We start from the raw sequence: 23,625 nt of genomic DNA on the forward strand, positions 1-23,625 counted from the left end.
GGACAGTCCTTCCGGTAACGGGTTTCGTCCCTGCACGGGGTTGGTCCGTGCACCAGTGGCGGAAGTGTCCTGTAGTCAGCAGATCAGGGGTTCAGCGAATCAGGCCGGCCTGATGCATGGCGAGGAAGGTGTCGTCTCGCCTTTGGTCCAGGAGTTGGCCGTTGAAGCGGGTCGACTCCCGGTATGCCAGCTTTCGGAACAGGACCGTATAGAGCTTGTTCATCATGGCTCTTACCTCCCCTCGGGGGCTTGATCGGTGCGTCTTGGCGGCGGGTACGGCGGATAGGGCGGTGTGGTCGTGGGTTGGAGCGGTGGTTGGGGTAGCCACAGGGACCTTTCATTAGTGGGGGTTGCTGCCTGGCCGACAACAAACAGGCGGCAGACAGGAATGGTCGGGCGAATCGGGCGGGGATATTTTGGGCACGGCAAATAGAGCCATAAGTACTTGAATTCGAATAGCCGATTCCGGGCGCGACAATTAGACGCCAAATTCCAGGGCTTTAACTAAGCCGGAATTCCGGATACGGAGAAGTTATTCGATGGAGAATGGCCTTGGAAGCGGTAGCGCCGAGACCCCAACAAGAAGCTGGGTTCCGAACTATGGGGAGGCTGCGCAACCACGTGGTTCCGCCTGTTCAGGCTGCCGTTACCAGGCGTTCCGTTGAGGAAGCCAGCTGCCGCCGGCCCCAGGTTGTATTACCTGGGACGGGAAGCGGTCAGGAAACAGTCAGTCCGACATTTGGGCGCGGCACAGCGAACGAGGCCGGGGTGGCGGTGGCGGTGTACATCCATCCGCTAGTCAAAGTAATCATCATTTTCCCAACCTCCTTTTCTGTTCTGCCGTGGCTCCGGCTGACTGGCCGGGCGACGCGCGCCGTGACCCCGGCAAGTCGCTCTGGGGTCAGAAATAAAAATACACTACGAATGCGGCAGTTGCCTACCGAATTCATAAACTTTCTTTGACTTTGTTTTAAAAACCGGTTTTAGAGTCCCCAGCGCACGATTGCCGGGGTCTTCTTATCCCATCCCAGAGTGCAGACTTTGGCAGTTCCCAACACGAAGTGCCGGCCCTCGCGGGGGTCGAGTCCGAGCCACCGGGCCGTCAGGATGCGGGAGAAATGTCCGTGGGCGACGATCAGCACATTGTCCAGGCCCGATTCCAGTACCCGGGCCACGATCTTGTCCGCCCGGGCGGCGACGTCGTCGAGCGCTTCACCGTTGGGCACGCCGTGCGTCCAGATCAGGTATTCGGGGTTGTCCTTGCGGATGAGGTCTGAGCTGATGCCCTCATAGTCGCCGTAGTCCCATTCCACCGCCAGCGGCTCCAGCTGGGCGTCAGGGTAGCCGGCGAGTTCGGCGGTCCGGCGGGCACGGCGCAGGGGCGAGGTCAGCACGAGGTCGAAGTCGACGGTCTCGAGCACCCTGCGCGCTTCCACGGCCTGCTGCTCACCTTCCACCGTGAGGGGCATGTCGGTGAGCCCGGTGTACTGCCCGCTCTTGGACCACTCTGTTTCGCCGTGCCGCAGGATCCACAGTTGGGGGCGGGGGCCGTTAGATGGTGCAGTCACTTAGGACTCCTCTGTGGTGGAAAGTTCGGCGCCGGCGGGCGCCGCCTCGGGCTGGCCCGCCCACCAGTCCCGCAAGCGGGATTCGGCGACGGCTGGATCGAGCGGTCCGTGCTCCATGCGTTCTTCGAGCAGGAATTTGTAGGCGCGGCCCACCACGGGGCCGGGCTTGAGGCCGAGCAGGGCCATGATCTGGCCACCGTCAAGGTCCGGGCGGACGGCGTCGAGGGATTCCTGTTCCCGCAGCGCCGCAATCCTGGTCTCGAGGTCGTCATAGGCGAAGGATAGCCGGTCCGCCTTGCGCTGGTTCCGGGTGGTGACGTCGGAGCGGGTGAGCCGGTGCAGACGCTCCAGGAGGGGCCCGGCGTCGGTGATGTAGCGGCGGACCGCGGAATCGCTCCAGCCGGCCTCGCCGTAACCGTAGAAGCGCATGTGAAGCTCCACAAGCCTGGCTACGGCCTTGATGGTGTCGTTGTCGAAGCGGAGCGCCTTCATCCGCTTAGCGGTCAGCTTGGCGCCCACCATGTCGTGGTGGCGGAAGCTCACCGCACCGCCCGGTTCAAAGCGGCGCGTGGCCGGCTTGCCGACGTCGTGCATCAGCGCCGCGAACCGCAACACAAAGTCCGGGCCGGGAACCGGGCCGTCCGCCTTCGATTCCAGGGCGGCGGCCTGTTCCAGGACCTGGAGCGAGTGCTGGTAGACGTCCTTGTGGCGGTGGTGTTCATCGGATTCGAGTCGCAGGGCCGAGACTTCAGGCAGCACCAGGTCCGCGAGTCCGGTATCGACCAGCAGGTCTACGCCGGCCCGCGGTTGTGCGGCGCAGATGAGCTTGATCAGTTCATCGCGCACGCGTTCGGCCGAGATGATGCTGATCCGTTCCGCCATCCGGACCATCGCCTCGCGCACTTCGGGGTGCACCGACACCCCCAGTTGGGCCGCGAACCTCGCTGCGCGCATCATGCGCAGGGGGTCGTCGGAGAAGGACGTTTCCGGCGGTCCGGGGGTGTTGAGGATCGAGGCGTGCAGGTCGCGGACGCCGCCGAAAGGATCGACGAGCTCCAGCATGGGCAGCCGCAGTGCCATGGCGTTGATGGTGAAGTCCCGCCGCAGGAGGTCATCCGTGAGGGATGTTCCGAAGGCCACTAGCGGCTTGCGGGACTCCGGATCGTAGGCGTCGGCCCGGTACGTGGTGATTTCGATCTGGAAGTCGCCCTTGCGCATCCCGATGGTGCCGAAGGCGCGCCCGATCTCCCAGTAGTTGTCCGCCCATTTCTTGATCAGGGCAACGGTCTGGTCCGGGGTGGCGTCGGTGGTGAAATCGAGGTCGGGCGAGATCCGGCCCAGAAACAGGTCACGGACGGGCCCGCCAACGAGGGACAGCTCGTGGCCGGCGTCGACGAACCGCTGCCCGAGCTCCAGAACCACCGGATCCACCTGGAAAGAAACGGTGTGGGAGTCAGTCTTGTGATGTGCGTGCGCCATAGTTACTTAAGCTTGTCAGAAAACCGCGCCAGCACCCACACCGGAACCCTCAAGGATCTGGCCGGTTCGTCACGATTGCGGACGAACCGGCGCGGGCCGACTTTCCCGGCCGTCCACTTTCCGGCCATGTTTAGGTCATCAACAGCGGGCAAGAGTCGTTAGAGTGGACCTCATGGCCCATCCCGTACCGAGCGCTCCCGGCAGGAGGACAAACGCACCGTTGCCGTCGGCAATAGGTGCCAATGTCGCGCCTGTCCAGCACACGGGCCACGCTTCCCTGCCCACCGTCGAGGAAATCTCCGCCGGTGGCGTCGTGGTGGACATGTCCGACGCCGACCTGCGGGTAGCGATCATCGCGCGCCTCAACCGCGGCGGCCGTCTTGAGTGGTGCCTGCCGAAGGGGCACCCGGAGGGCAAGGAAAGCAACGAGGAAGCTGCCGTCCGCGAGATCGCCGAGGAAACCGGCATCGAAGGCAGGATCCTGGCACCGCTGGGAAGCATCGACTACTGGTTCACCGTGAGCGGGCACCGCGTCCATAAGACCGTGCACCACTACCTGTTGCGGGCCACGGGCGGGGAACTCACCATCGAAAACGATCCGGACAAGGAAGCAGTCGACGTCGCGTGGGTTCCTATCCAGGAGCTGGCCCGCAAGTTGTCCTTCCCGAATGAGCGCCGCATCGCGGATCTGGCCAAAGAAGTCCTCCCGGAAGACCGCCGACGCCCTTAGAAGCGGCCGGTCACGGCCCCGGATAGCGACTAATGCCCCGCGCGGGTGAGACGATGAAGACGATGTCATCTGCCAAACCCGCCCCCGTACCCTCCGGCCCCGCCGATTCCAAAGCTGTCCAGTCCGGAGAGACCCGTTCCGGCGCCATCATGGCCGCCGGAACCCTCGTTTCGCGGTTCCTGGGCTTCGCCAAGACTTGGATGCTGGCCGCCGCCCTGGGCCTGGGCTCGACGGTCAACGACACTTTCATCAACGCCAACAACCTCCCCAACCTGATCTTCCTGCTGGTCGCGGGCGGGGTGTTCAATGCCGTTCTGGTGCCTCAGATCATCAAGGCCAGCAAGGCGCCGGACAAGGGAGCGGACTACATCAGCCGGCTGCTGACGCTCGCGGTGCTGGTGCTGCTGGTGCTCACGCTGCTGGTCACACTGCTGGCGCCGTCGGTCATTCAACTGACCACCCAGGGCTACTCGCCGCAGCAGAAGGCCCTCGCGGTCTCGTTCGCGTTCTGGTGCCTTCCGCAGATTTTCTTCTACGGCCTGTACGCCCTGCTGACCCAGGTACTCAACGCCCACGGAGCCTTCGGGCCCGCGATGTGGGCGCCGATCATCAACAACATCGTGGCGATCGCCGGCCTGGGCATGTTCATCGGCATCATGGGGGCCAATGCCGCCAATCCGCACACGATCGACAACTGGGGGTCGTTCCAAACCATCCTCGTGGCCGGATTCTCCACGATCGGCGTCGTCGCCCAGACCGCCATCCTGCTCATTCCCGTGTTCAGGCTCCGGTTGGGGCTGCGGCCGCGCTTCGGCTGGCGCGGGGTGGGGCTGGGCCATGCGGCGAAGCTGAGCGTCTGGACTCTGGCGACGGCCGCCGTGGGGCAGCTGGCGTTCCTCTACGTCATGCGCATCGCCACGATCCCCGGCGCCGAGCGGCTCCGCCTTCAACAAGCAGGGGACCCCGCGGCGGCCAGCATTCCGGGTAATGCCGTGCTGGAGGTTGCCAGCCAGCTGTATCTGCTTCCGCACTCCATCATTGCCCTGTCCCTGGCGACAGTACTGTTCAACCGGATGACCCGCGCATCGCAGGACGGAGACCGGGTTGCGCTGCGCAACGCCCTCTCCCACGGGCTGAGGACCATGGCCGTGGCAACCGTCTTCGGTGCGCTGGCGCTCTTCGCGCTGGCCGGACCACTGGGCATGTTCTTCTCCGGCGGGCAGCGCCAGGACGGCGTCATGCTGGCCCAAACCCTCACCATCCTGGCCCTCAGCACCCCCTTCATGAGCGCCAACTTCATGATGTCGCGGGTGTTCTACGCCAATGAGGACGCCCGGACACCGTTCTTTATCCAGCTGGTACTGGCGCTGGTCAATCTGGCGGCCGCGTTCGCGATCCAGTTCCTGCCGTTCGATCAGATCATCTTCGCCATCGCCATCCTCTATACCGGTGGCAATATCCTCTCCGTGATCGTCAGCGCGACGTTCCTGCGCCGGCTCCTGGGCCACCTGGACGGACCCAGGATCGCCAGCTCCTACATCCGCATGGGCTACGCGGCCCTGGGTTCCGCGCTGGCCGGAGCCGTGGCCCTGTGGATGCTGGGCAGCTACAACCCGGACGGCTACGCCTGGAGCGACCGGATCGCCGCCCTGGTGACGATCGTCGTCGTCGGTCCCGTCATGCTGGCCGCCTACTTCCTGCTGCTGAAGCTCTTCCGGGTGACCGAGCTGCAGGACCTCCTGCAGCCGCTGCTTGGGCGGCTCCGGCGCCGTGCCGCCGGGCCGGCCACGGAGGCGGGCGCTGAGCCGCAGGCAGGCGGCGTACCGGAGGTGCGAAGGGCACCGGAGCGGGCCACCGTCTCGGTGGACACAGGCCTGATTCCGCGAATCTCCGGCGAGTTCGACGCCGAGTCGTTCCGCGTCGGCCCCGACATCCGGGAAGAGGACTCGTTCCCTTACGGGCGTCGATCCGGTCCGGAGGGCGGATATCTGCCGGCCGAGGACCTCCCCAGCACCGCTCAGGGCGGTTTGGGCCGGGGCGATGCTCCCTTGCCGGGCCGCCGGACCTACCAGGGCCCGGCCGGCCACAACCCCTATTTCCCGTTTAGCCGGAAAAAGAAAAAATGAGCCCGGCTCCGTTTCGAACCGCCGTGCTCACGCGGCCTGGACAGAGCATCGGCTAGGATCGAAGACTAACAAGGGAAGTTGCGGACCAGCGGTCAACCGGCTTACCGGAGGGCACACGGTTGCTCTCAGAGTGACCACGTCGGCAGGTCCCGGACAGTCTAGGAGGAGCCCGTGTCCCACCCGATCGATGTCGGATCAGTACTCGGTGGCCGCTACAAGGTCACTGCCACCGTACTGACCTCACATGACCAGGATCTGGTGCTGGACGGTGTGGACCAGGTGCTGAACCGTCCCGTGAGCATCCTCGTCGCCGGCCCGGGCAACGCCGATCAGGTGGCCCAGAGCGCCCGTGAAGTGGCAACGGGCGAACGTCCCGGCAGCGTGCAGATCCTTGACCTTGGAGTCAGCGATTCCACCACGTACCTGATCACCAACCACACCTCGGCGGCGGACCTCCTGGATCTTGTGGTGTCATCCAGCCCGCCGTACGTCGAGCCTTTCTTCACGGACACCCTGGGCAGCGAAATCTTTGGGCAGGCCCGCTCCCACGAACCCGAAACCTACGACGGACTCTACGACGACGAGGAAGTCGACGCCGGGTACATCGACTACGGGCAGACCCAGGCCGCAGCCGGGCAACCGCCGGTTTCCCCCGCGGCGCCCCCCGCCGGAGTACCGTCCCGCCCCGCGTCGGCGCCCGCCGCCGCGGCTGGCGTGGCGGCCGGAGCAGCAGCAGCGGCCGCCAGGGCCCCCAAAGCCCCCACCACCGCGCCGCAAGAGACCGCGGCACACACGACGGCGCCGCAGCCCGTCCAGGGCGGCAAGGCCTCCCGCCAGGCCGAGCCGGCAACGCAGCAGCCGGCAACCGCCGCGGCACCTAAAGTTTCCCTGTGGTCCGACGGCGACTACACCGGCGACGACCAGCGTGGTGCCGAGCACCACGGCGGCGCAGCAGCGGCCGCCGGAGCGGCCGGGGCCGGCTTCGACACCGCGGATCGGGCTCCGGGCAACTTCCCCGCCTCGGCGCGTGCCGCCGTCGACGAGGAGGATGTGGACGAGTACGAAGACGAAGACGAAGACGAGCCCAACCGGGAGCAGCGCTCCATGCGCTGGCTGGTGGGCGGCCTCCTGGCTGCCGTGCTGGTAGTGGGCCTCATCTTCGCGGTCACCAACCTCGGCAGCCTCTTCAAGAGCAGCCCGCAGACCACCGCCGCCTCCTCCGCGCAGTCCAGCGCGCCGGAACAGTCCACCGCGCAACCGACGTCGACCGCCACCGAGGCACCGGCCGCCGGGCCGCCCGTCATCGAGGGCGTGACGCGACTCGGCAACTTCGATTTCGCCGGAAACTACGATTCCGACCTCGTCAAGACGTTTGACGGGAACGGCGCGAGCTTCTGGTCCGACATGGAATTCGCCACGGAAGACTGGGGCGGACTGGCCTCCGAGGTCCCGCTCGTCGTCAAGCTGAAGGACCCTTCCAAGGTCTCCTCCGTCACCCTGAGCCAACTCGGCGCCTCCGGCGGCAGCATCAGCGTCTTCACCAATGACAGCCCGTCCCTGGACGGCGCGAAGCAGATTGGCAGCAACAGCTTCACGTCTCCGGACCTGACGATGCCGCTGGCTGAACCGGTGACGGCGCAATACGTGATCGTGTCTATCAAGACACTTCCCAAGCTCGCCGCTCCCAAGACCCGCTACGGGTACGGCCTGCGCCTGGCCGAGATCAAGGTTCAGTAGCAGACGCTGTTCAGTAGCAGACGCTGTTCAGTAGCGGCCCTGAAACCCGGAGCCGTCTGCGCGGTCGCGCCCTGTAATCCGGGGCCCTCTCCGGCCCCGGCCGCGGCAAACCGGTACCCTGAGTAGTGGTGTTGCTCCGTGACGCCCATTTCGGCCGGAATATTCAATGCCCGGCAATAGTTGTGCCATGTGGCCGGCCATCGAGGCGGGCGCATCGACAAAGGAAGAGGTTCACCGTTCAGTGAGCAACGCAGAAAACACTGCCGCCGAAGTACGTGATGTCATCATCGTCGGCTCCGGCCCGGCGGGCTACACCGCAGCGGTGTACACGGCGCGCGCGAACCTGAAGCCGCTGCTCCTGGCAGGCTCGGTAACGGCCGGCGGCGAACTGATGAACACCACGGACGTGGAGAACTACCCGGGGTTCCCGGACGGCATCATGGGGCCGGACCTCATGGAGAACTTCGAGAAGCAGGCAGCGCGTTTCGGCACGGAGATCCAGTTCGAGGACGTCACCGAGCTGGACCTCGACGGCGACGTCAAGACCGTCACCATCGGCACGGGGGAGACCTTCAAGGCCCGCTCCATCATTCTCTCCACCGGCTCGGCCTACCGTGAGCTCGGACTGCCGAACGAGAAGCGGCTTTCAGGCCACGGCGTCAGCTGGTGTGCAACCTGCGACGGTTTCTTCTTCAAGGATCAGGACATCGCGGTAATCGGTGGCGGCGACTCCGCCATGGAAGAGGCCCTGTTCCTCACCAAGTTCGCCAAGTCCGTCACCGTTGTACACCGCCGCGACACCCTCCGAGCTTCAAAGATCATGGCTGACCGCGCCTTGGCCCACGAGAAGATCAGCTTCGTGTGGAACACCGGTGTGGAGGACGTCTTGGGTCAGGACAAAGTCACCGGATTGCGGTTGAAGAATCTCCTGGATGGCGCGGAAACCGAGCTGGCTGTAACCGGCGTGTTCGTTGCAATCGGCAATGACCCCCGTACCGATCTGGTCAAGGGCAAGCTCGAACTGACGGCAGAGGGAACCATTGCGGTCGACGGCCGCACGTCCAAGACCAGCGTCCAGGGTGTTTTCGCCGCCGGTGACGTGATCGATCCGACGTACCGCCAGGCCATCACCGCGTCCGGATCCGGTTGCGTGGCGGCCCTCGACGTCGAACACTACCTCGCAGATTTCCACGCCTAAGCGCGGCGTGCAGCAGCAACCAACGGAAGAGAGACAAAGGGTATGAGCAACGCAAAAGATGTAACTGACGCCAGCTTCAGCACTGATGTGCTGGCCTCCGAGAAGCCGGTCATCGTCGATTTCTGGGCCGAATGGTGCGGGCCCTGCCGCAAGCTGGGGCCGATTCTCGACGAGATTTCGGTCGAGTACAGCGAGAAGGTTGATGTGGTCAAGGTGAACGTTGACGACAACCCTGCCATCGCCGCCGAGTACGGCATCACCTCCATCCCGGCCGTTTACCTGTTCCAGGGCGGCGAGGTCAAGAGCACGGTCATCGGTGCCAGGCCCAAGCAGTTCTTTGAGAAGGAATTCGCGGACGTCCTGTCCTAGGCTGACTGAGAATGGCCCCCGCCTCTGGCGGGGGCCATTTTTCGTTGTGATCCTTGCTCACCGGGGGGGAGCGGGTCTGCCCGGATCGCGAGGGCGTCCGTTCCGAATCGAGAACACAAGTTTCCTTGGGTTGCCTATCGATATAGTTTTCCGCCCGCTGGACATTCTCGCCGAAATGTTGGAGGCTGGCCGCTGAGGGAATGCCGACGTGCGTCGTCGGGAGTGTCGCAATGCTGGAATTGCACTGTTTGGCCCGGAGGTCGATTGCCGGTTGCCGAGTTTCACCTGAACTCCTGTTTCACGTGAAACAGGGGATCGGGGACTCGCGCGCGTTTCTGCACTCGATGGCACCCACGGAGCCGCACACCATGATGCAGGATGCGGGCGCAGTCCTGGTCCTGGATCGGTCTTGGTCCCAGCCACAGCCACAGCCACAGCCACAGCCACAGCCACAGCCACAGCCACAGCCACAGCCACAGCCACAGCCACAGCCACGAGTGTACGGCCGCCCGGCGCTGGAGGGCGTACAGCGGCTGGGCGGTTTCACGTGAAACATCGAATCCAGGTGCAAAGTTCTAACGGGCGGGAAGCGGCGGAGTTGGGAACCGCAAGGACCCGATGGATTTAAGATCAGTGCGGAGACTGTCGAGATCCTAGATAGCAACTGGTGCCATCATCAAGGAGTTATGACTGTATGCCGCCAGACGTTGTTGGCTGGATCGTGCCTTGCGCGGGAACGAGACGATACTCTGGGGCTGGCATTGCACTGCGACGCCTCCGGGATGCACGGCTTCAGCGGCGGTCCATCCTCGGAAGCCGGGCCAGGCTAGGGGTGGAGGGATGGACGCGAATTTCGGCGGCAATCACCTAGCGAATTTCGAAGTCCGGACTAGCCGATCAAGTCCTTGGCTGCACCCAGGCGTACCGGTGCTCCCTTCTTCGTTGCCGCCGGTCGCCGGCCACGCGCGCGGCTCGGTAGCTCCCAGAACCGATGTTTCACGTGAAACATCCGCCTGATGCCAGGTTCGGGGTTTAGTCGAGCAAGGGGCCGGCATGCTGATTCACGTGAAACATGCTGCTGTCCATAGGAAGGTCAGCAGAGCCAACACGATGTTTCACGTGAAACCAAGACCTGATACGACGATCTTCAACGCCAAGCATGCTGAACTGACAGTTGACTCTTAGATACCCATTCATTACACCCCTGCCCCCATATCTTGTTCAGTAGGCAGATCAGAATAGGGGCGTCTATCCCCGTCCCTGCTGCAGTCTGGGCCGTCTCTTCTGTAGCGGCTCAGAGCGACTTCCTCGGCGGTGCTGCTACTACTGTCCACAGAACTCCTCATAGTTGGAGGGCGCAGCCGCACAGGGCCTTGTCTTTCATTTCAAGCGGGACCGATCGACTATCTGCGGGCTCAATTCCCTCCATTTCTTAGACTCGATCTTCCGGTGCGGTCACCACGAGATGAGTGCCAGCTGCAGCACCTTCTGGTTTCACGTGCAACATGCCCCCGTATTTGAATCACTCTGAGGGGACGCAGTCACCAGAAGACCAAAGCCCGCATGGCTCCTGGTGCGGGATGGGCGCCCTATTCCGCGCACCATCAGCACCGCGATGACTGGACGACTGGGAATAGCCGATGGACAAGTGTAAATACAAGGGCCTGACCTGGAAGATCCCCGCCTTCTGGCGCCTGATCCACTTCACCAGGTGGCAGTCCATAGGCAAGCGTCCGAATGCGTAGCGCCCTGCACAGTTAGGGGAGAGGGTGTGCTGCTGGACCAAGCACCGCACAATCCATCGGCGTTCGGCTGTACCCAGTCCTGCGGGGACGAACCACCACGAACCCCCGGGCGCACTGATCGCTCGACTGCTGATGTTGTCTGATTTGAGGATCAAACCGGACACCGACGGTCGAATCCTGGAGTGAGTCGGCAGCAGGCAACGGCAAGAAGCCTCCCTATTCAGTTCACGGCCGGTTCAGTCCACAGCCGGTTCAGTCCACGGCCGGTTCAGTCCACAGCCGGTTCAGTCCACAGCCGGCGCGTAGCTGGAACTCTACGGCAGGTCGGATGACGGGGGCGGAGCTACTTTCCCACCGAGCGTTCGCCCGACACACAGAGCTCCGGCAACGACAGGTCTCGCCGCGCTAGTCCTCAACTGACTCCAACAGCGGGCTGAACCGGGAGCGGGCCTGACGCACCCATCAGTTCTTTCGGTTCCATCTTGCCCCAATCAACGCTCTATTCGTCCCGGGCTCGTTCAGCAAGGACCAGGTTCAGAGTCCGGCCCGTTCGTTGCCGGCTCATCGACTCTCATCTCGATTCAGACTCCGGCCCGTTCGCCGCCAGCGCGTCGACTCCGGCGGCGGTTCAGACTCCGGTCCGTCCGTCGCACTTCGTCTATCGATTTCGGCTCGGGCCTGCTGAACCGGACGGCTAAAATCCGGCCGCGTTCAGTCTCGAGCTCGCCCTCAGGCCCACTGGCGATGCTCCAACTACCCATACCCTCGGCAGCCGTACCCACCTTGCCGGCTGAAGGGCGGACTAGTTATGCGGCGGTTCTGATCCGCGTTGAGCGCCCGCGGTTCTTCGTTCCTTGGAGTAGGAGGCATCCACATTCTCCTCAACCCCGGCCTCGTGTCAGAGCGCTACTAGTCGAACTGCAGTGGGGTGCTGCAGCAGCCCGGACTTCTTCATCCCTGCCGGTTCTCGTGGAACCACCTGATGTACTCCGTGCCGGCTCCCTCGGAAGGCGATCCCTAATCGCCCGAGCCCCAGGGCAAATCACCACTGCATCTAGGACATTGTCTGGAGGACCAAGCCGTCAACATTTGTGCCATCACTGCAGCTGCTCGGTTAGCCGAATTGAGGTCTACAACAGACACCATACCCGCACGTCCAGCACGTCCAGGAGCCCGCGGGAACCATCACTTCAAAGATATCCACCACGTTCTCCACAGAACTTATTCACATGGTTATCCACAGGCCGTGAGAGATTATTCACACCCCTGCCCTGGCGACCGGCGAAGCGTCGTCGGGCCCTCCGGCGGTGACCAATTGACCGGCTGCCTGCGGTGCCTTTGCCCTGCCGCGTAGAACAAATCCGCGCACCGGTGAGTCGGGACGAAAAGCAGCCAAGTAGACCGAAAAATTAACCCCAGAACGGCGATTTAATACGTCCCCACCAATCCTTTCGACCTCATCCCTGCATCGGAGGATCATGTTTCACGTGAAACAGAACACGGCCGTCCATCTGAACATCGAGGCGGGCCGCACGACCATGGCCGGTGTCCCTTTCAGCCTGATCCACCGAGCTCGAGTCCGAAACTAATCCACAAAGTTATCCACAGCGATATCCACCGCACTATCCACTGCTCTATCCACCGGAGGTCGGAAAGAGCAGGAGCGGTGGATAGCTCCGGAGCATCCTCGCGACGCCGTTCAGCAGCCACATCTCAGCCCCTGAAACGCGGTGTGCCTCAGCTTGCAAGGGCCCCGACCCGTTGGCCAGAATCACTTCACCTGGAACAACGAGACCATTCACCACTCGAACCACCTGCCAGCCAAAGCGGAGCGCGCAACGCGTGCCCGAAGTTCTCGAGGCACCGGGGGAGCGGAGTTGCTCCCTCTTGCGCTCTCAAAGCCTCGACAATCCGGGTGGGGTCACGTCGCCGTCTCATGGTGAACAGACCGCCCGCCGCGTGGGTGTACCGCGGCACCGGAGCATCACTGACCGGCGTCGGCACATTGTTGACACGCGGGTACTTTAAAACCAAGAGGCACGCCGGTCTCAGTCGAGCTGGCTCGTCTACGCGCTTCGCACCCAGAGGACTTCGTGTCCACACAAGGCCCGTTGGACGGCTCATCGTAGATGCGTGATTGTCAGCCACCTGGTTGCCGGCCTGCCCGGTCGCCCATATCGCTGAGGTGCCGGACGGTCCGGCGGACCTCATGCCGGTGGTTGAGGAGCTTCCGGCACGAAGGAGCCCCCCGGTCCTACGGACTGCTCGAGCCGGTGCAGACCGAACACCCACCGACCCGAGCGCCGAACGTGAGGACCGTCCAAAACGCCGACGGTTATTTCGCCCGTGCCACCTGCGGGTTGCAGCCCTCGCCGAGGTTTCGGCGGAGAGTGGGTCGACCCTCGAGTGGCACCGGGTCCCGCCACACGCGTGCGCTCATCTGACTGGGTTTACGATCAGTTCCGCCCGGACCACGGCTACCGGTACGGACGCGCACGGCCAGGGGAATCTCGTCCATATGGACGTGATGAAGACGCCGGGGCCACAGCTCCATCTGTGGCGGCTGACGGCAGACCCCAAGGCATCAGACGATCCCGGCTGCAGTGCCCGCCGACCAGCAATTCGAATCGACACAAAGCACGGACGCGGCCTCCGCCCACGATTCGTAGGCCACCGTGTTGTGAGCCTTACGCACCATTGCTGCTGATAGGCAGGGCCTCCCGAGATTCCCTTGGAATTGGGGGGTGGTTGGCGTTCAGTGGGTGAATCAACGTCGCGGCACCCTCGGGGAGCTCAGCGGAGGCTGACGGGCACGGCTCAGTTGGCGAGCTGGGTGGGGGAAACGAGTTGCCAGCGTGCCGCTGTGCCGCTGTGCTGCTTATGGCTGTGCCGGAGTGCCGGAGCGCCGAGGCGCCGAGATACCGAGATACCGAGATGCCGAGGTGCCAACGTGCTGCCGTGCCGCGTGCTGCCGTGCCGGTGCGCGGCAGCAATCTGACTTACACGGCCTGACAAACAGACCCGGACCGCAACTGGCGAGAGACATGACATAGCGGGTGGCACCCTGGCGAATTCGGTACCAGCGAGCCGTCGGGGGAGGTGGGGGTTGAACGGCTTCCCATGAGGAAACTCCGCCGCATCACTACGAGGATTGGGTACTCGTACTGCGTCGGCGCCACATCAATAGCCATATCGAGTTCACATTGCAGCCCACAGTCCGACAACGACACCGACAACCAACGGCCAAACTCGCGCCGCCTGGCCCATCGATGCAGCGTCACTCAGTCCTCGGATCGTGGACCGTTGGCGGAAAACCGAGTGTGTCGAGGACTGGTGCTAGGCCACATCGCCGGGGCGCCCACGTCCGGAGAATCTGTGGCCCCATCATCGCCTCGTCAGAATCATGGCATTCGAATCTCCGCGGTTGCCTTCCGGAGAGCGCTTCAACGACTACCCACTGAATGCAGAGGGTGCCAGCACTCTGGCAAAGCTTCGCACTGGACGGAAGCCCCCTCCGCGTTACATTCCGCCGCACCGGACCTCTGCGGCTCGGCCTACTTGGCGTTCATTAAATCAAGGAGGAGTCCATGCAGCGCTTTTGGGGCATCCGGCGACGTCCTTGATGTGTCACAGGCGGCTGCGACTGCCCACAGATCTTGTCCTGCGGGAGGTTGCAGCCGCCATCGAAAGTCCTCAACTCCTACCGAGGACCTAAGGCGATCCCAGAACCCGCCATGCATCGTGGGCTGCTTCTGCCTACTTCTGGTTGCGGGAATGGAGCGATCTGATCGAATGGGGTACCAGTCGACGGACCGGACGTGGGGCAGGCGGCACTAGATCGGGCTGGACAGTTCCCCAGGGCGGCCAACCCCTTCGGACGGATCCCGTGATCATCTGATCGATCATCTGCAATCGGTCGACCCCCAGCCCAGCGCGATGCCTGTTCTCAGCTGCATTGCCAGGTCAACGCTCCACAGCAATTGCCAGTAGGAGTGCCGAGTCCGGCGGGCGCCGACGGCTGGGGACGACGGCGGGGGACCACAGCGGGGACGACGGACTGCCACGGCCCACCCTCGAGGGGATACTTGCGCCCTCATCAACTTTGTCCGTCGACCGCCCTTGGCCTCCGGGACAAATGAGTGTCGTGGCGTCAACTGGCGGTCCTGTTTCACGTGAAACAGTAGCGTGACCAGTCGTGTTTCACGTGAAACATGGATCGGCGGCACCGGCGTAGACGTTCGATGAGCACTGGATAGCACGAAAATGGCTGCCTCGTTGAGAAGCGATCGTGGTGGCGCAGACTCTCCAGCACTGCTCCCGGCCACACAGCACCGTCTATCGAATCCATAAGCCAGAACGACCAGAACCCGGAGGGCCCACGCGGACAGCGCGGAGACTGCAGACAGGAAAGCCTGGGCCATCTACGTGTTCAGGCATAAGACCCCAAGGTAGCCCAGAGCTTTTCCATCGGTCCCGTTCTCATCTGCGAGAAGAGTCAGGCCGTACACAGGGCATTCCACGGACTCTTACGCTGAGAACCATCAGTTCACTGTGGCAGTAGAGGCAAACGCCACGCTCCCTGCGCCGAACACACGCCTAAAGCTCCCGCCCGGTAAAACTGCAAAGTGTCTGCCCCACGAAGTGAATCCTCAATGCGGGTGGCTCCGGGTCGGACGAACTAGAGTGGGATCCCGCCCCACGGAAATTGCTGGGCTTGGCAGTATCGGAGATAAACAAGAAAGGAGGGTCCGTTTCACGTGAAACAGACCCTCCCGAAAACCTCAGCGATTGGAGACCTAGCTGGGCGCCCCGGGTGTCAGGACGTCCATGATGCGATTCAGGTCCTCGACGCTGGCGAACTCAATACTGACACGACCCTTACGAGCTCCGAGCGAGATCTTGACGTTGGTATCAAGGCGATCAGACAGCGACGACGCCAGGTAGTCCAGCCGTTCGTGGCGGGCTCCCGGGCGCGGGATGTTGTTCTTGGCCGGCGAGGCGGGGCTCTGGTAGAGGGTGACAGCTTCTTCGGTCGCCCGAACCGACATGCCCTCCGCCACAATTTTCTGCGCCAGCCGTTCCATGGCCGCGGCGTCCGGAAGTGCTAGCAAAGCGCGGGCGTGACCTGCCGAGATGACGCTTGCGGCAACCCGGCGCTGGACCAGCGGGGGGAGCTTCAGCAGCCGCAGGGTGTTGGACACCTGGGGCCTCGAACGGCCGATCCGGTCCGCCAGCTGCTCGTGGGTGGTTCCGAAGTCTTCGAGGAGTTGCTGGTAGGCCGCGGCCTCTTCGAGCGGATTCAGCTGGCTGCGGTGCAGGTTCTCCAGCAGCGCATCGCGAAGAAGGTCGTCATCCGTGGTGTCACGGACAATTGCGGGGATCGTTTCCAGGCCCGCGGCCTGTACCGCACGCCACCGCCGCTCGCCCATGACGAGCTCGTAGGGTTCGCCGCCCTCTTCGGTTGAGGTACGGACCACAATTGGCTGGAGGACGCCGATTTCCCGCACGGAGTGCACCAGCTCCGCCATGTCGTCCTCATCGAAGACCGAGCGGGGCTGTTTGCGGTTGGGATGAATATCAGTGACCGGAATTTCGGCAAACCTCACACCGGGCACTTCTACGAGTTCAACAGATCGCTCGTCGCCTTGCTCCGAAGTGGGGTCGAACGCCAACTGTTCGCCGGCGGCGGCCGCGGACGGCTTGACAGCAGTAGGCGACGACTTCGGGGCAGCCGTCTTCCGGGCGGGAGTCTTCTTGGACCCCGCACCGGCAGCGCCGGCAGCTACATCGGCTTCGGCAGCAGAACCGCCGGCTTCAGCGGCGTCAACAGTGACATCAGAAGGATCGGCCTTGACGGCGGCGGACTCCGGCGACTTGGACTGCGCGGCACTGACGTCCGGGAGCGCCTCGGCGTCGGAAGTCTTTTTTCGGGCTTCGGGAAAGAAGAGGTCCACGGGCCGGGATGGGGCAGCACCGTTTCCGGAAGCAGCCGCGGCGGAACTTGGAATGAGTGCGCCAAGTCCGCGGCCGAGGCCGCGTCGCTTATCGCTCATGGATAAATCCCTCCAGTGGAAGAGCCGGGATTCACCTGGCTCTGGCTAGTGCAATTCTTGAAAAGATTCTAACGTTCCGCGATTTCCGCTGCGGCTTCCAGATAGGACAGGGCGCCGCTGGAAGAAGGATCATACGTCATGACAGTTTGCTGGTAGCTCGGTGCTTCGGAAATACGCACCGATCTCGGCACCACCGCACCGAGCACCTGCTTCGGGAAGTGCTCCCGGACCTCGGCTGCCACCTGCGCGGCGAGGTTGGTGCGGCCGTCATACATGGTCAGCAGAATCGTGGAGACAACCAGATCGGCATTCAGGTGCTTCTGGATCATCTCGATGTTCTTCAGGAGCTGGCTGAGGCCCTCAAGGGCGTAGTACTCGCACTGGATCGGAATGAGGACTTCGCCGGCCGCGCAGAAGGCATTAACCGTCAGCAGCCCGAGGCTGGGCGGGCAGTCAATGAAGATGTAGTCCAGCCGCTCCTCGCCATTTTTGGCGCGCTCCTTGGAGTACACATCGATTGCGCGGCGCAGCCGCTGCTCGCGGGCCACCAAGCTGACGAGTTCGATCTCGGCGCCGGCAAGGTGGATGGTGGCGGGCGCACAAATCAGGTTGTCGATGTCGGGGCACGGGGCCACAACATCCTTCAGCGGGACATCGTTGATCAGGACATCGTAGATGCTGTCGACGTCGGCGTGGTGCTCGATTCCCAGGGCCGTGGAGGCGTTGCCCTGCGGATCGATGTCGATCACGAGCACGTTCAGGCCAGCGGCCGCCAGCGCGGCGGCGATGTTTACGGTCGTCGTCGTCTTGCCGACGCCGCCCTTCTGGTTGGAAACGGTGAAGACCCGGGTCTTTTCCGGTTTGGGCAGTTGCCGGCCGAACAATCGCTCACGGCGCTTGTTTTCATGCGCGAGTTCCCGGGCGATGGGGCTGGAATCGTCAATGGAGTCCAGCACGTTCCCGGAATGCGTAAGAGAGGTTTCACGTGAAACACCGGCCATCCCGGTCGCCTTTGCAACCGAAGCCGTGTGATTTCCGGAGAAGTCAAAAGCTAGTGCAGGAGCCGTAAACGCCCGTGCGGACCCCAGGGACACAAACGGCGGGATCCGTTGTGTGGAGGCTTCGCTACTGCTCACTATGACACGCTCACTCTCATTCGGCTTTTACTGCCGGTTACTAGCCTAACCTCTTCCCCTCGGACTCCCCGGGCACCGGGCCCGGTGCTAGGTAATCTTTTGAGGCTTGTTCACTACGATTCGCACAACGGTGGTGGGTTCCTCGAGCAGGTCCTCACCCACCACCACCACGGACGTCTTAGTGCCGCCCAGTTTGCGGATAATCTTGGCGGCCTTTTCGATTTCCTCGCCGGCGCTTCGTCCCTTGATGGCAACGACTTCACCCTTGCCGGCCAGGAGCGGAATGGTCAGTCCGGCGAGATTGGCCAGTGCGGATACCGCGCGGGCCGTAACGACGTCGGCGTTCACGAGTCCCACCGCGAGTTCCGCGCGGGTGCGCATGATCGTGACGTTCTCGAGGCCAAGATCATCCACCACCTCCTGGAGCCAGATGACGCGGCGCTCCAGCGGTTCGATCAGGGTCAGTTCCAGGTCCGGCCGGGCGATGGCCAGGCACAGTCCGGGCAGGCCGGCACCACTGCCGACGTCGGCCACATGGCTTCCGTGGGCAATCTGGCTCTCGATGACGGCGCAGTTAAGCACGTGCCGGCTCCACAGTCGGGGCACTTCGCGGGGGCCGATCAGGCCCCGTTCTGTCCCGGACGTCGCCAGGTGCTCGACGTAGCGGGTTGCCAGTTCCAGGCGGTCACCAAAGATGGACTCTGCTGCTTTGAGTTCGGTGGCGGTAATTTCAACCATCAAGCTAGTCAACGGTTCAGTCTGCGGAGACAACGATGTGCCGATCGGCGCCTTCGCCTTCGGACTCGCTGACGAGTCCCAAATCTGCGACGGCGTCGTGCACGATCTTGCGCTCGTAGGCGCTCATCGGGGCCAGGGCAACGGCCTCGCCGGAATCCTTGACCGCGGCGACGGCGTCTTCAGCAATCTTCTGCAGGTCGCCGGCACGCTCCGCACGGTACCCGTTGATATCCAGGACCAGGCGGGACCGGTTCTCCGTTGCGGACAGCACGGCGAGCCGCGTCAGCTCCTGGAGTGCCTCTAGCACTTCGCCGTCGCTGCCCACCAGGCTTTCCAGCCCGGCCGATTCTTCTTCGGCAACGATCGAGATATACGTGCGACCGTTGCGGACCTCGATGTCGATGTCGCCATCGATGTCCGCGATGTCCAGCAACTCCTCGAGGTAGTCCGCAGCGACGTCGCCTTCTTCTTCGAGGCGGCTTGCGGAAACACTCTTGCCGGTGCCGGCTTCCGCGCCCTGGGCTGCGTCCTCGGACGAGTCCTGGACCGCGTCCTGGTCGTCCTCAAACTCAGCGGAAATAGCGTGTTCGGTGCTCTCGGCAGACATTACTTCCTCTTCCTGTTCTTACGCTGCGGCTGGACGCGCTGGCTCTTGGCTTCCACGACGGCCGCGGCGGAGGCCGCGGCTGCCTCGGCGTCGGCCTTTTTGCCGCCCAAGAGGGGCAGTGCGGGCAGGCCCTTGGCTGCCCGGCGCTCCGCGAGAGCCTTGGCGGCCGGCGATCCCGGCGTAGGCATCCGGCGGATCACGAAGAACTGCTGTCCCATGGTCCAGAGGTTGGTGGTGGTCCAGTAGATCAAAACGCCGATGGGGAAGTTGATGCCACCCACACCGAAGACGATCGGCAGGATGTACAGCATCATTTTCTGCTGGCGCATGAACGGGCTGGCCAGGGCCTCTTCGGACATGTTCTTGGCCATGATCTGCTTCTGCGTGATGAACTGCGAGGCCGTCATGGCCAGGATCATCACGATAGACAGGATCCACACGGCCACTTCGTTGCCGCCCGCGCCGCCGTGCAGCAGGGATGCCGAGAGCGGGGCGCCGAAAATGCTGGATTCATCGAACTGCTTGACCTGTTCGGCGCTCATGGCACCGATGCCCTGGCCGCCGGCCTTGGCCGTGCTGATACCCGAGAGAACCTGGAAGAGCGCGAAGAAGAAGGGCATCTGGATCAGCATGGGCAGGCAGGCCGAGAACGGGTTGGTGCCGTGCTTCTTGTACAGCGCCATCTGTTCCTGCGCCATGGCCTGGCGGGACAGCTGGTCGGTCTTGCCCTTGTACTTGTCCTGCATCTTCTTCAGGTCAGGCTGCAGGAGCTGCATGCCGCGCTGGGCCTTGATCTGCTTGACGAAGACGGGAATGAGGGCGGCGCGGATGACCAGCACCAGCCCGATGATGGACAAGGTCCACGTCCAGCCGTTGGCCGCCGGCATGCCGATGGCGCTGAGTCCGTCATGGAAGCCCACCATGATGGCTGAGACCAGCCATTTGAATGGGGCCATGATTGTTCCAAAGAAGTCCATACGATATCCCTATTCGTCAGGCCGCAGAGCGGCCTTCTCCATCAGTCTGAGCAGCCAGGTACTTGTCCGGATTGTTCAACACAACAATTGTGGGGGTGCGGTCTGCGGGCCACTCGCATTTGCCGGCGGGGACATGGTCCACACCGCCGGCATTCCATGGGTGGCAGCGCAACAGGCGCTTGGCGGCCAGCCAGCTTCCTTTCACAGCACCGTGTACTGTGATCGCCTCAAGGGCGTAGGCCGAACAGCTAGGGAAGAATCGGCACACCTGGCCGTACAGCGGCGAGACCATCTTGCGGTAGGCCATCAGCAGCAGAATGAGGATGTTGCGGGGCAGGTTCCAGACGGCGGTGGCTAACCGGCTCAGTGCCGATCCGGGCGCCGCAATGAATAGGCTGGGGACGACGGCGGCAGTTGAGTTACGCACGCGGGGTCCCTTCCTGTTTTGTCTCATAAGAACCTGGTGAAGCAGCCTGTGGAAGGCGGTTGCCCAGCCGTTTCATGGTCGTTTCCAAAGCGGCGTCATAGTCGGCGAGCAGCTGGTCCCAGCTGGCCCCCGCCGCGGCGGGCAGTGCCCGGACCACGATGGCGAACCCGCTGCCGTATTTCTGCAACGACAATGCACCGGCTTCCCTCAGTCTCCTCTTAACGAGGTTCCTGACAACAGCGTTCCCGACACTCTTGGAAACGATGAATCCGATCCGGCTTGGTTCATCGGCAGCGAGAGCTGCCGCATATAACACTACGTTCCGGCGTCCATTGCGGACACCGGAACGTACAGTTGTTGAAAAATCGGTTGATGTCCGCAGACGGTTCCTGGTGGCTAGCACCGTTCAACTCGCACAGGGATATGGACCGACGAGTCAGTTATTTAGGCCGACAGTTCGGTGCGGCCCTTGCCACGACGGGCTGCCAGGATGGCACGGCCGGCACGGGTACGCATACGAAGGCGGAAGCCGTGCTTCTTGGCTCGACGGCGGTTATTCGGCTGAAAAGTCCGCTTGCTCACGTTAGTTACTCCAGTGGATCAAAGGTGCGCCCACCCGATCAAGGGGAAGAACTGGCCGACGCTAAGTTTTGGTATGTGCCGCTTTCCTCAGACTCGCACGACGCGGGGCGTCAGGAGAGATTCAGATGAGGCGAAAAGCGTACACATGGGACTTCACAACGTTAGGGCTTGCCGACCTCCCGAGTCAAACCGGGGATGGTTCCGCAAGCTATCCCCAGCTGTGGCTAACTGCTCCCGCAGCCTGTGGATGAAGTGCGTCACGCGGCCCTTTTGAGAACCACAACGGTGTAATTATCCACAGGACTGAACCCAGCTATCTTCTAGCGTTTTCATCCCCTACAGTGTCTCAGTAACCCCTTATCCACGGACTGTGCATAACCCTGTGGATTGAGCCGGGCCGGTGTACCGCTCCGGACCGCGTGGATGCACGTAATGCAGGCCAGCAAGTTTGAGGAACTGATTGATGACAGTAGACGAAGCCAACCAAGCCAACACTGTCGGAAGTTCCTGGCGGCGGGTTGTGAGCCTTCTGGAGAACGACCACCGTGTCTCTCCCCGGCAGCGCGGCTTCGTCATCCTGGCCCAGGCCCAGGGCCTGATCGGCTCCACCCTTCTGGTGGCCGTCCCCAACGAGCTCACGCGCGAAGTGCTGCAGACGCAGGTCAAGGAAGCCCTCGACGACGCCCTCCGCAGCGTGTTTTCCGACGAAATCCGCTGCGCGATCGACGTCGACACCGATCTGGTGCCCCTACACACAGAACCCGAACCCGACGTCGAACTTTCACTGGCCGCCGACCCGACCGTGGAGTTGAAGCCGCAGCCGATGCTGCCGAGCACCTCGCACGAATTCGGCCGCCTCAACCCGAAGTACGTCTTCGACACGTTTGTGATTGGTTCCTCCAACCGGTTCGCCCACGCAGCCGCCGTGGCTGTGGCCGAGGCACCGGCTAAGGCCTACAACCCGCTGTTCATCTACGGCGACTCCGGACTCGGCAAAACCCACCTGCTTCACGCGATCGGCCACTATGCGCGCCGGCTCTACAGCGGGATCCGGGTCCGCTACGTCAATTCCGAGGAATTCACCAACGACTTCATCAACTCCATCCGAGACGACGAAGGCACCAGCTTCAAGACCACGTACCGCAACGTGGACGTGCTGCTGATCGACGACATCCAGTTCCTGGCCGGCAAGGACCGGACGCTGGAGGAGTTCTTCCACACGTTCAACGCCCTGCACAACAACAACAAGCAGGTGGTCATCACCTCGGACCAGCCGCCGAAGCTGCTCGCCGGCTTCGAAGACCGCATGAAGTCGCGCTTCGAGTGGGGCCTGCTGACCGACATCCAGCCGCCCGAGCTGGAGACCCGCATCGCGATCCTGCGGAAGAAGGCCCTCAGCGAGGGCCTCTCCGCCCCGGATGATGCCCTTGAATACATCGCCTCGAAGATTTCCAGCAACATCCGCGAGCTTGAGGGTGCCCTCATCCGCGTCACAGCGTTCGCCAGCCTGAACCGGCAGCCGGTGGATGTGGCCCTGGCCGAGATGGTGCTCAAGGACCTCATCACCGACGACGGCGCCCAGGAAATCACCTCGGCCCAGATCCTCACGCAGACGGCCGACTACTTCAAGCTCAGCATGGAAGAACTCTGCAGCAAGTCGCGCACCCGCACGCTGGTGACCGCACGGCAGATCGCAATGTACCTGTGCCGGGAGCTCACGGACATGTCCCTGCCCAAGATCGGGCAGGAGCTGGGCGGCCGCGACCACACCACCGTGATCCACGCAGACCGCAAGATCCGCGAACTCATGGCCGAGCGCCGGGTCATCTACAACCAGGTGACCGAGCTGACCAACCGGATCAAGCAGCAGCAACGTAATTCCTGAGCCGTCCGTCGGCGCACTCTTACCTTATTAACAGGGCCCTGTGGACAACCCTGTGGATACTTAAGGGGACAACCGCGGTTAATGGGCTTAAAACCCTTAAGGCGCCTGTGGATCAGCGAACCGGCCAAAAAACTTGTCCCCATCCACACCCTGTTTAAAACCTGCTCCGCCCACAGTCCATGAACAGGGCTTAACCCCGGATTCGCACGGCAGGATCGAGTTATCCACAGTTTCCACAGCAGTTATTAACACTACTAATCCCAAGAAA

Annotated in this window: 17 protein-coding genes; 6 read left to right on the top strand and 11 right to left on the bottom strand. The window is 63.0% G+C overall.

The annotated features are described in order from the left end of the window. Positions 1-91: 91 nt before the first annotated feature. The 3 genes from M2428_RS06405 to M2428_RS06415 form a co-directional block, all read right to left on the bottom strand. Entirely contained in the window at positions 92-226 is a 135-nt protein-coding gene (locus M2428_RS06405; protein ID WP_277524883.1) for a hypothetical protein, read from the bottom strand. Between the two features lie 757 nt (positions 227-983). Further along, complete coding sequence (locus tag M2428_RS06410; RefSeq protein WP_091560715.1) at positions 984-1,568, bottom strand: histidine phosphatase family protein; 585 nt, start codon at positions 1,566-1,568, stop codon at positions 984-986. After that, positions 1,569-3,047, bottom strand: coding sequence for a CCA tRNA nucleotidyltransferase (locus M2428_RS06415; protein WP_277524888.1), 1,479 nt, complete (start codon positions 3,045-3,047; stop codon positions 1,569-1,571). A gap of 172 nt (positions 3,048-3,219) precedes the next feature. Here M2428_RS06415 and M2428_RS06420 point away from each other — a divergent pair, with 172 nt between their 5' ends. From M2428_RS06420 to trxA, 5 genes are all read left to right on the top strand, one after another. Further along, a complete protein-coding gene (locus M2428_RS06420; RefSeq protein ID WP_277524890.1) occupies positions 3,220-3,777 on the top strand; it encodes an NUDIX hydrolase in 558 nt (185 codons plus the stop codon). A 53-nt stretch (positions 3,778-3,830) separates the two neighbouring features. After that, positions 3,831-5,903: a murein biosynthesis integral membrane protein MurJ gene (gene murJ, locus M2428_RS06425; RefSeq protein WP_277524891.1), complete on the top strand. Its 2,073-nt coding sequence runs from the start codon at positions 3,831-3,833 to the stop codon at positions 5,901-5,903. A gap of 171 nt (positions 5,904-6,074) precedes the next feature. Beyond that, the gene (locus tag M2428_RS06430) at positions 6,075-7,640 is read left to right on the top strand and encodes an ABC transporter substrate-binding protein (RefSeq protein WP_277524893.1); all 1,566 of its coding nucleotides are present in this window, start codon (positions 6,075-6,077) and stop codon (positions 7,638-7,640) included. A 241-nt stretch (positions 7,641-7,881) separates the two neighbouring features. Continuing rightward, on the top strand, positions 7,882-8,838 hold the full coding sequence (trxB, locus tag M2428_RS06435; protein WP_277524894.1) for a thioredoxin-disulfide reductase: 957 nt from the start codon (positions 7,882-7,884) through the stop codon (positions 8,836-8,838). 42 nt (positions 8,839-8,880) lie between these two features. Continuing rightward, the gene (trxA, locus tag M2428_RS06440; protein ID WP_018775302.1) at positions 8,881-9,207 is read left to right on the top strand and encodes a thioredoxin; all 327 of its coding nucleotides are present in this window, start codon (positions 8,881-8,883) and stop codon (positions 9,205-9,207) included. Between the two features lie 6,541 nt (positions 9,208-15,748). Here trxA and M2428_RS06445 read toward each other — a convergent pair. From M2428_RS06445 to rpmH, 8 genes are all read right to left on the bottom strand, one after another. Next, complete coding sequence (locus tag M2428_RS06445; protein ID WP_277524896.1) at positions 15,749-17,005, bottom strand: ParB/RepB/Spo0J family partition protein; 1,257 nt, start codon at positions 17,003-17,005, stop codon at positions 15,749-15,751. A gap of 68 nt (positions 17,006-17,073) precedes the next feature. Then, positions 17,074-18,141, bottom strand: coding sequence for a ParA family protein (locus tag M2428_RS06450; protein WP_277524898.1), 1,068 nt, complete (start codon positions 18,139-18,141; stop codon positions 17,074-17,076). A gap of 87 nt (positions 18,142-18,228) precedes the next feature. Then, positions 18,229-18,879 carry a 16S rRNA (guanine(527)-N(7))-methyltransferase RsmG gene (rsmG, locus tag M2428_RS06455; protein ID WP_277524900.1) on the bottom strand — a complete coding sequence of 217 codons (651 nt, stop codon included), beginning with the start codon at positions 18,877-18,879 and terminating at the stop codon, positions 18,229-18,231. A 16-nt stretch (positions 18,880-18,895) separates the two neighbouring features. After that, positions 18,896-19,486, bottom strand: coding sequence for a R3H domain-containing nucleic acid-binding protein (locus M2428_RS06460; RefSeq protein WP_277524902.1), 591 nt, complete (start codon positions 19,484-19,486; stop codon positions 18,896-18,898). Then, positions 19,486-20,463: a membrane protein insertase YidC gene (gene yidC / locus M2428_RS06465; protein ID WP_277524904.1), complete on the bottom strand. Its 978-nt coding sequence runs from the start codon at positions 20,461-20,463 to the stop codon at positions 19,486-19,488. Before yidC ends, M2428_RS06460 begins: the two co-directional genes overlap by 1 nt. Before the next feature lie 16 nt (positions 20,464-20,479). Then, positions 20,480-20,890, bottom strand: coding sequence for a membrane protein insertion efficiency factor YidD (yidD, locus tag M2428_RS06470; RefSeq protein ID WP_277524906.1), 411 nt, complete (start codon positions 20,888-20,890; stop codon positions 20,480-20,482). Continuing rightward, positions 20,883-21,293: a ribonuclease P protein component gene (gene rnpA, locus M2428_RS06475; RefSeq protein WP_277524908.1), complete on the bottom strand. Its 411-nt coding sequence runs from the start codon at positions 21,291-21,293 to the stop codon at positions 20,883-20,885. The genes yidD and rnpA overlap by 8 nt, the downstream gene beginning before the upstream one ends. Before the next feature lie 41 nt (positions 21,294-21,334). After that, the gene (gene rpmH, locus M2428_RS06480; protein WP_003800212.1) at positions 21,335-21,472 is read right to left on the bottom strand and encodes a 50S ribosomal protein L34; all 138 of its coding nucleotides are present in this window, start codon (positions 21,470-21,472) and stop codon (positions 21,335-21,337) included. Positions 21,473-21,935: 463 nt separating this feature from the next. Between rpmH and dnaA the strand changes: the two genes are divergently transcribed. Then, positions 21,936-23,357: a chromosomal replication initiator protein DnaA gene (gene dnaA, locus M2428_RS06485; RefSeq protein ID WP_277524928.1), complete on the top strand. Its 1,422-nt coding sequence runs from the start codon at positions 21,936-21,938 to the stop codon at positions 23,355-23,357. Positions 23,358-23,625 lie beyond the last annotated feature (268 nt).

It is taken from the genome of Arthrobacter sp. ES3-54 (assembly GCF_029504395.1).
In the GTDB taxonomy this organism is placed as follows: Bacteria; Actinomycetota; Actinomycetes; order Actinomycetales; family Micrococcaceae; genus Arthrobacter.

Bases quoted from the DNA above. Each gene is read 5' to 3' on its own strand.
- M2428_RS06405 (WP_277524883.1), bottom strand. From the start codon at position 226: ATGATGAACAAGCTCTATACGGTCCTGTTCCGAAAGCTGGCATACCGG.
- M2428_RS06415 (WP_277524888.1), bottom strand. From the start codon at position 3,047: ATGGCGCACGCACATCACAAGACTGACTCCCACACCGTTTCTTTCCAG.
- murJ (WP_277524891.1), top strand. From the start codon at position 3,831: ATGAAGACGATGTCATCTGCCAAACCCGCCCCCGTACCCTCCGGCCCC.
- trxA (WP_018775302.1), top strand. From the start codon at position 8,881: ATGAGCAACGCAAAAGATGTAACTGACGCCAGCTTCAGCACTGATGTG.
- rsmG (WP_277524900.1), bottom strand. From the start codon at position 18,879: ATGGTTGAAATTACCGCCACCGAACTCAAAGCAGCAGAGTCCATCTTT.
- M2428_RS06460 (WP_277524902.1), bottom strand. From the start codon at position 19,486: ATGTCTGCCGAGAGCACCGAACACGCTATTTCCGCTGAGTTTGAGGAC.
- M2428_RS06445 (WP_277524896.1), bottom strand. From the start codon at position 17,005: ATGAGCGATAAGCGACGCGGCCTCGGCCGCGGACTTGGCGCACTCATT.
- M2428_RS06420 (WP_277524890.1), top strand. From the start codon at position 3,220: ATGGCCCATCCCGTACCGAGCGCTCCCGGCAGGAGGACAAACGCACCG.
- yidC (WP_277524904.1), bottom strand. From the start codon at position 20,463: ATGGACTTCTTTGGAACAATCATGGCCCCATTCAAATGGCTGGTCTCA.
- dnaA (WP_277524928.1), top strand. From the start codon at position 21,936: ATGACAGTAGACGAAGCCAACCAAGCCAACACTGTCGGAAGTTCCTGG.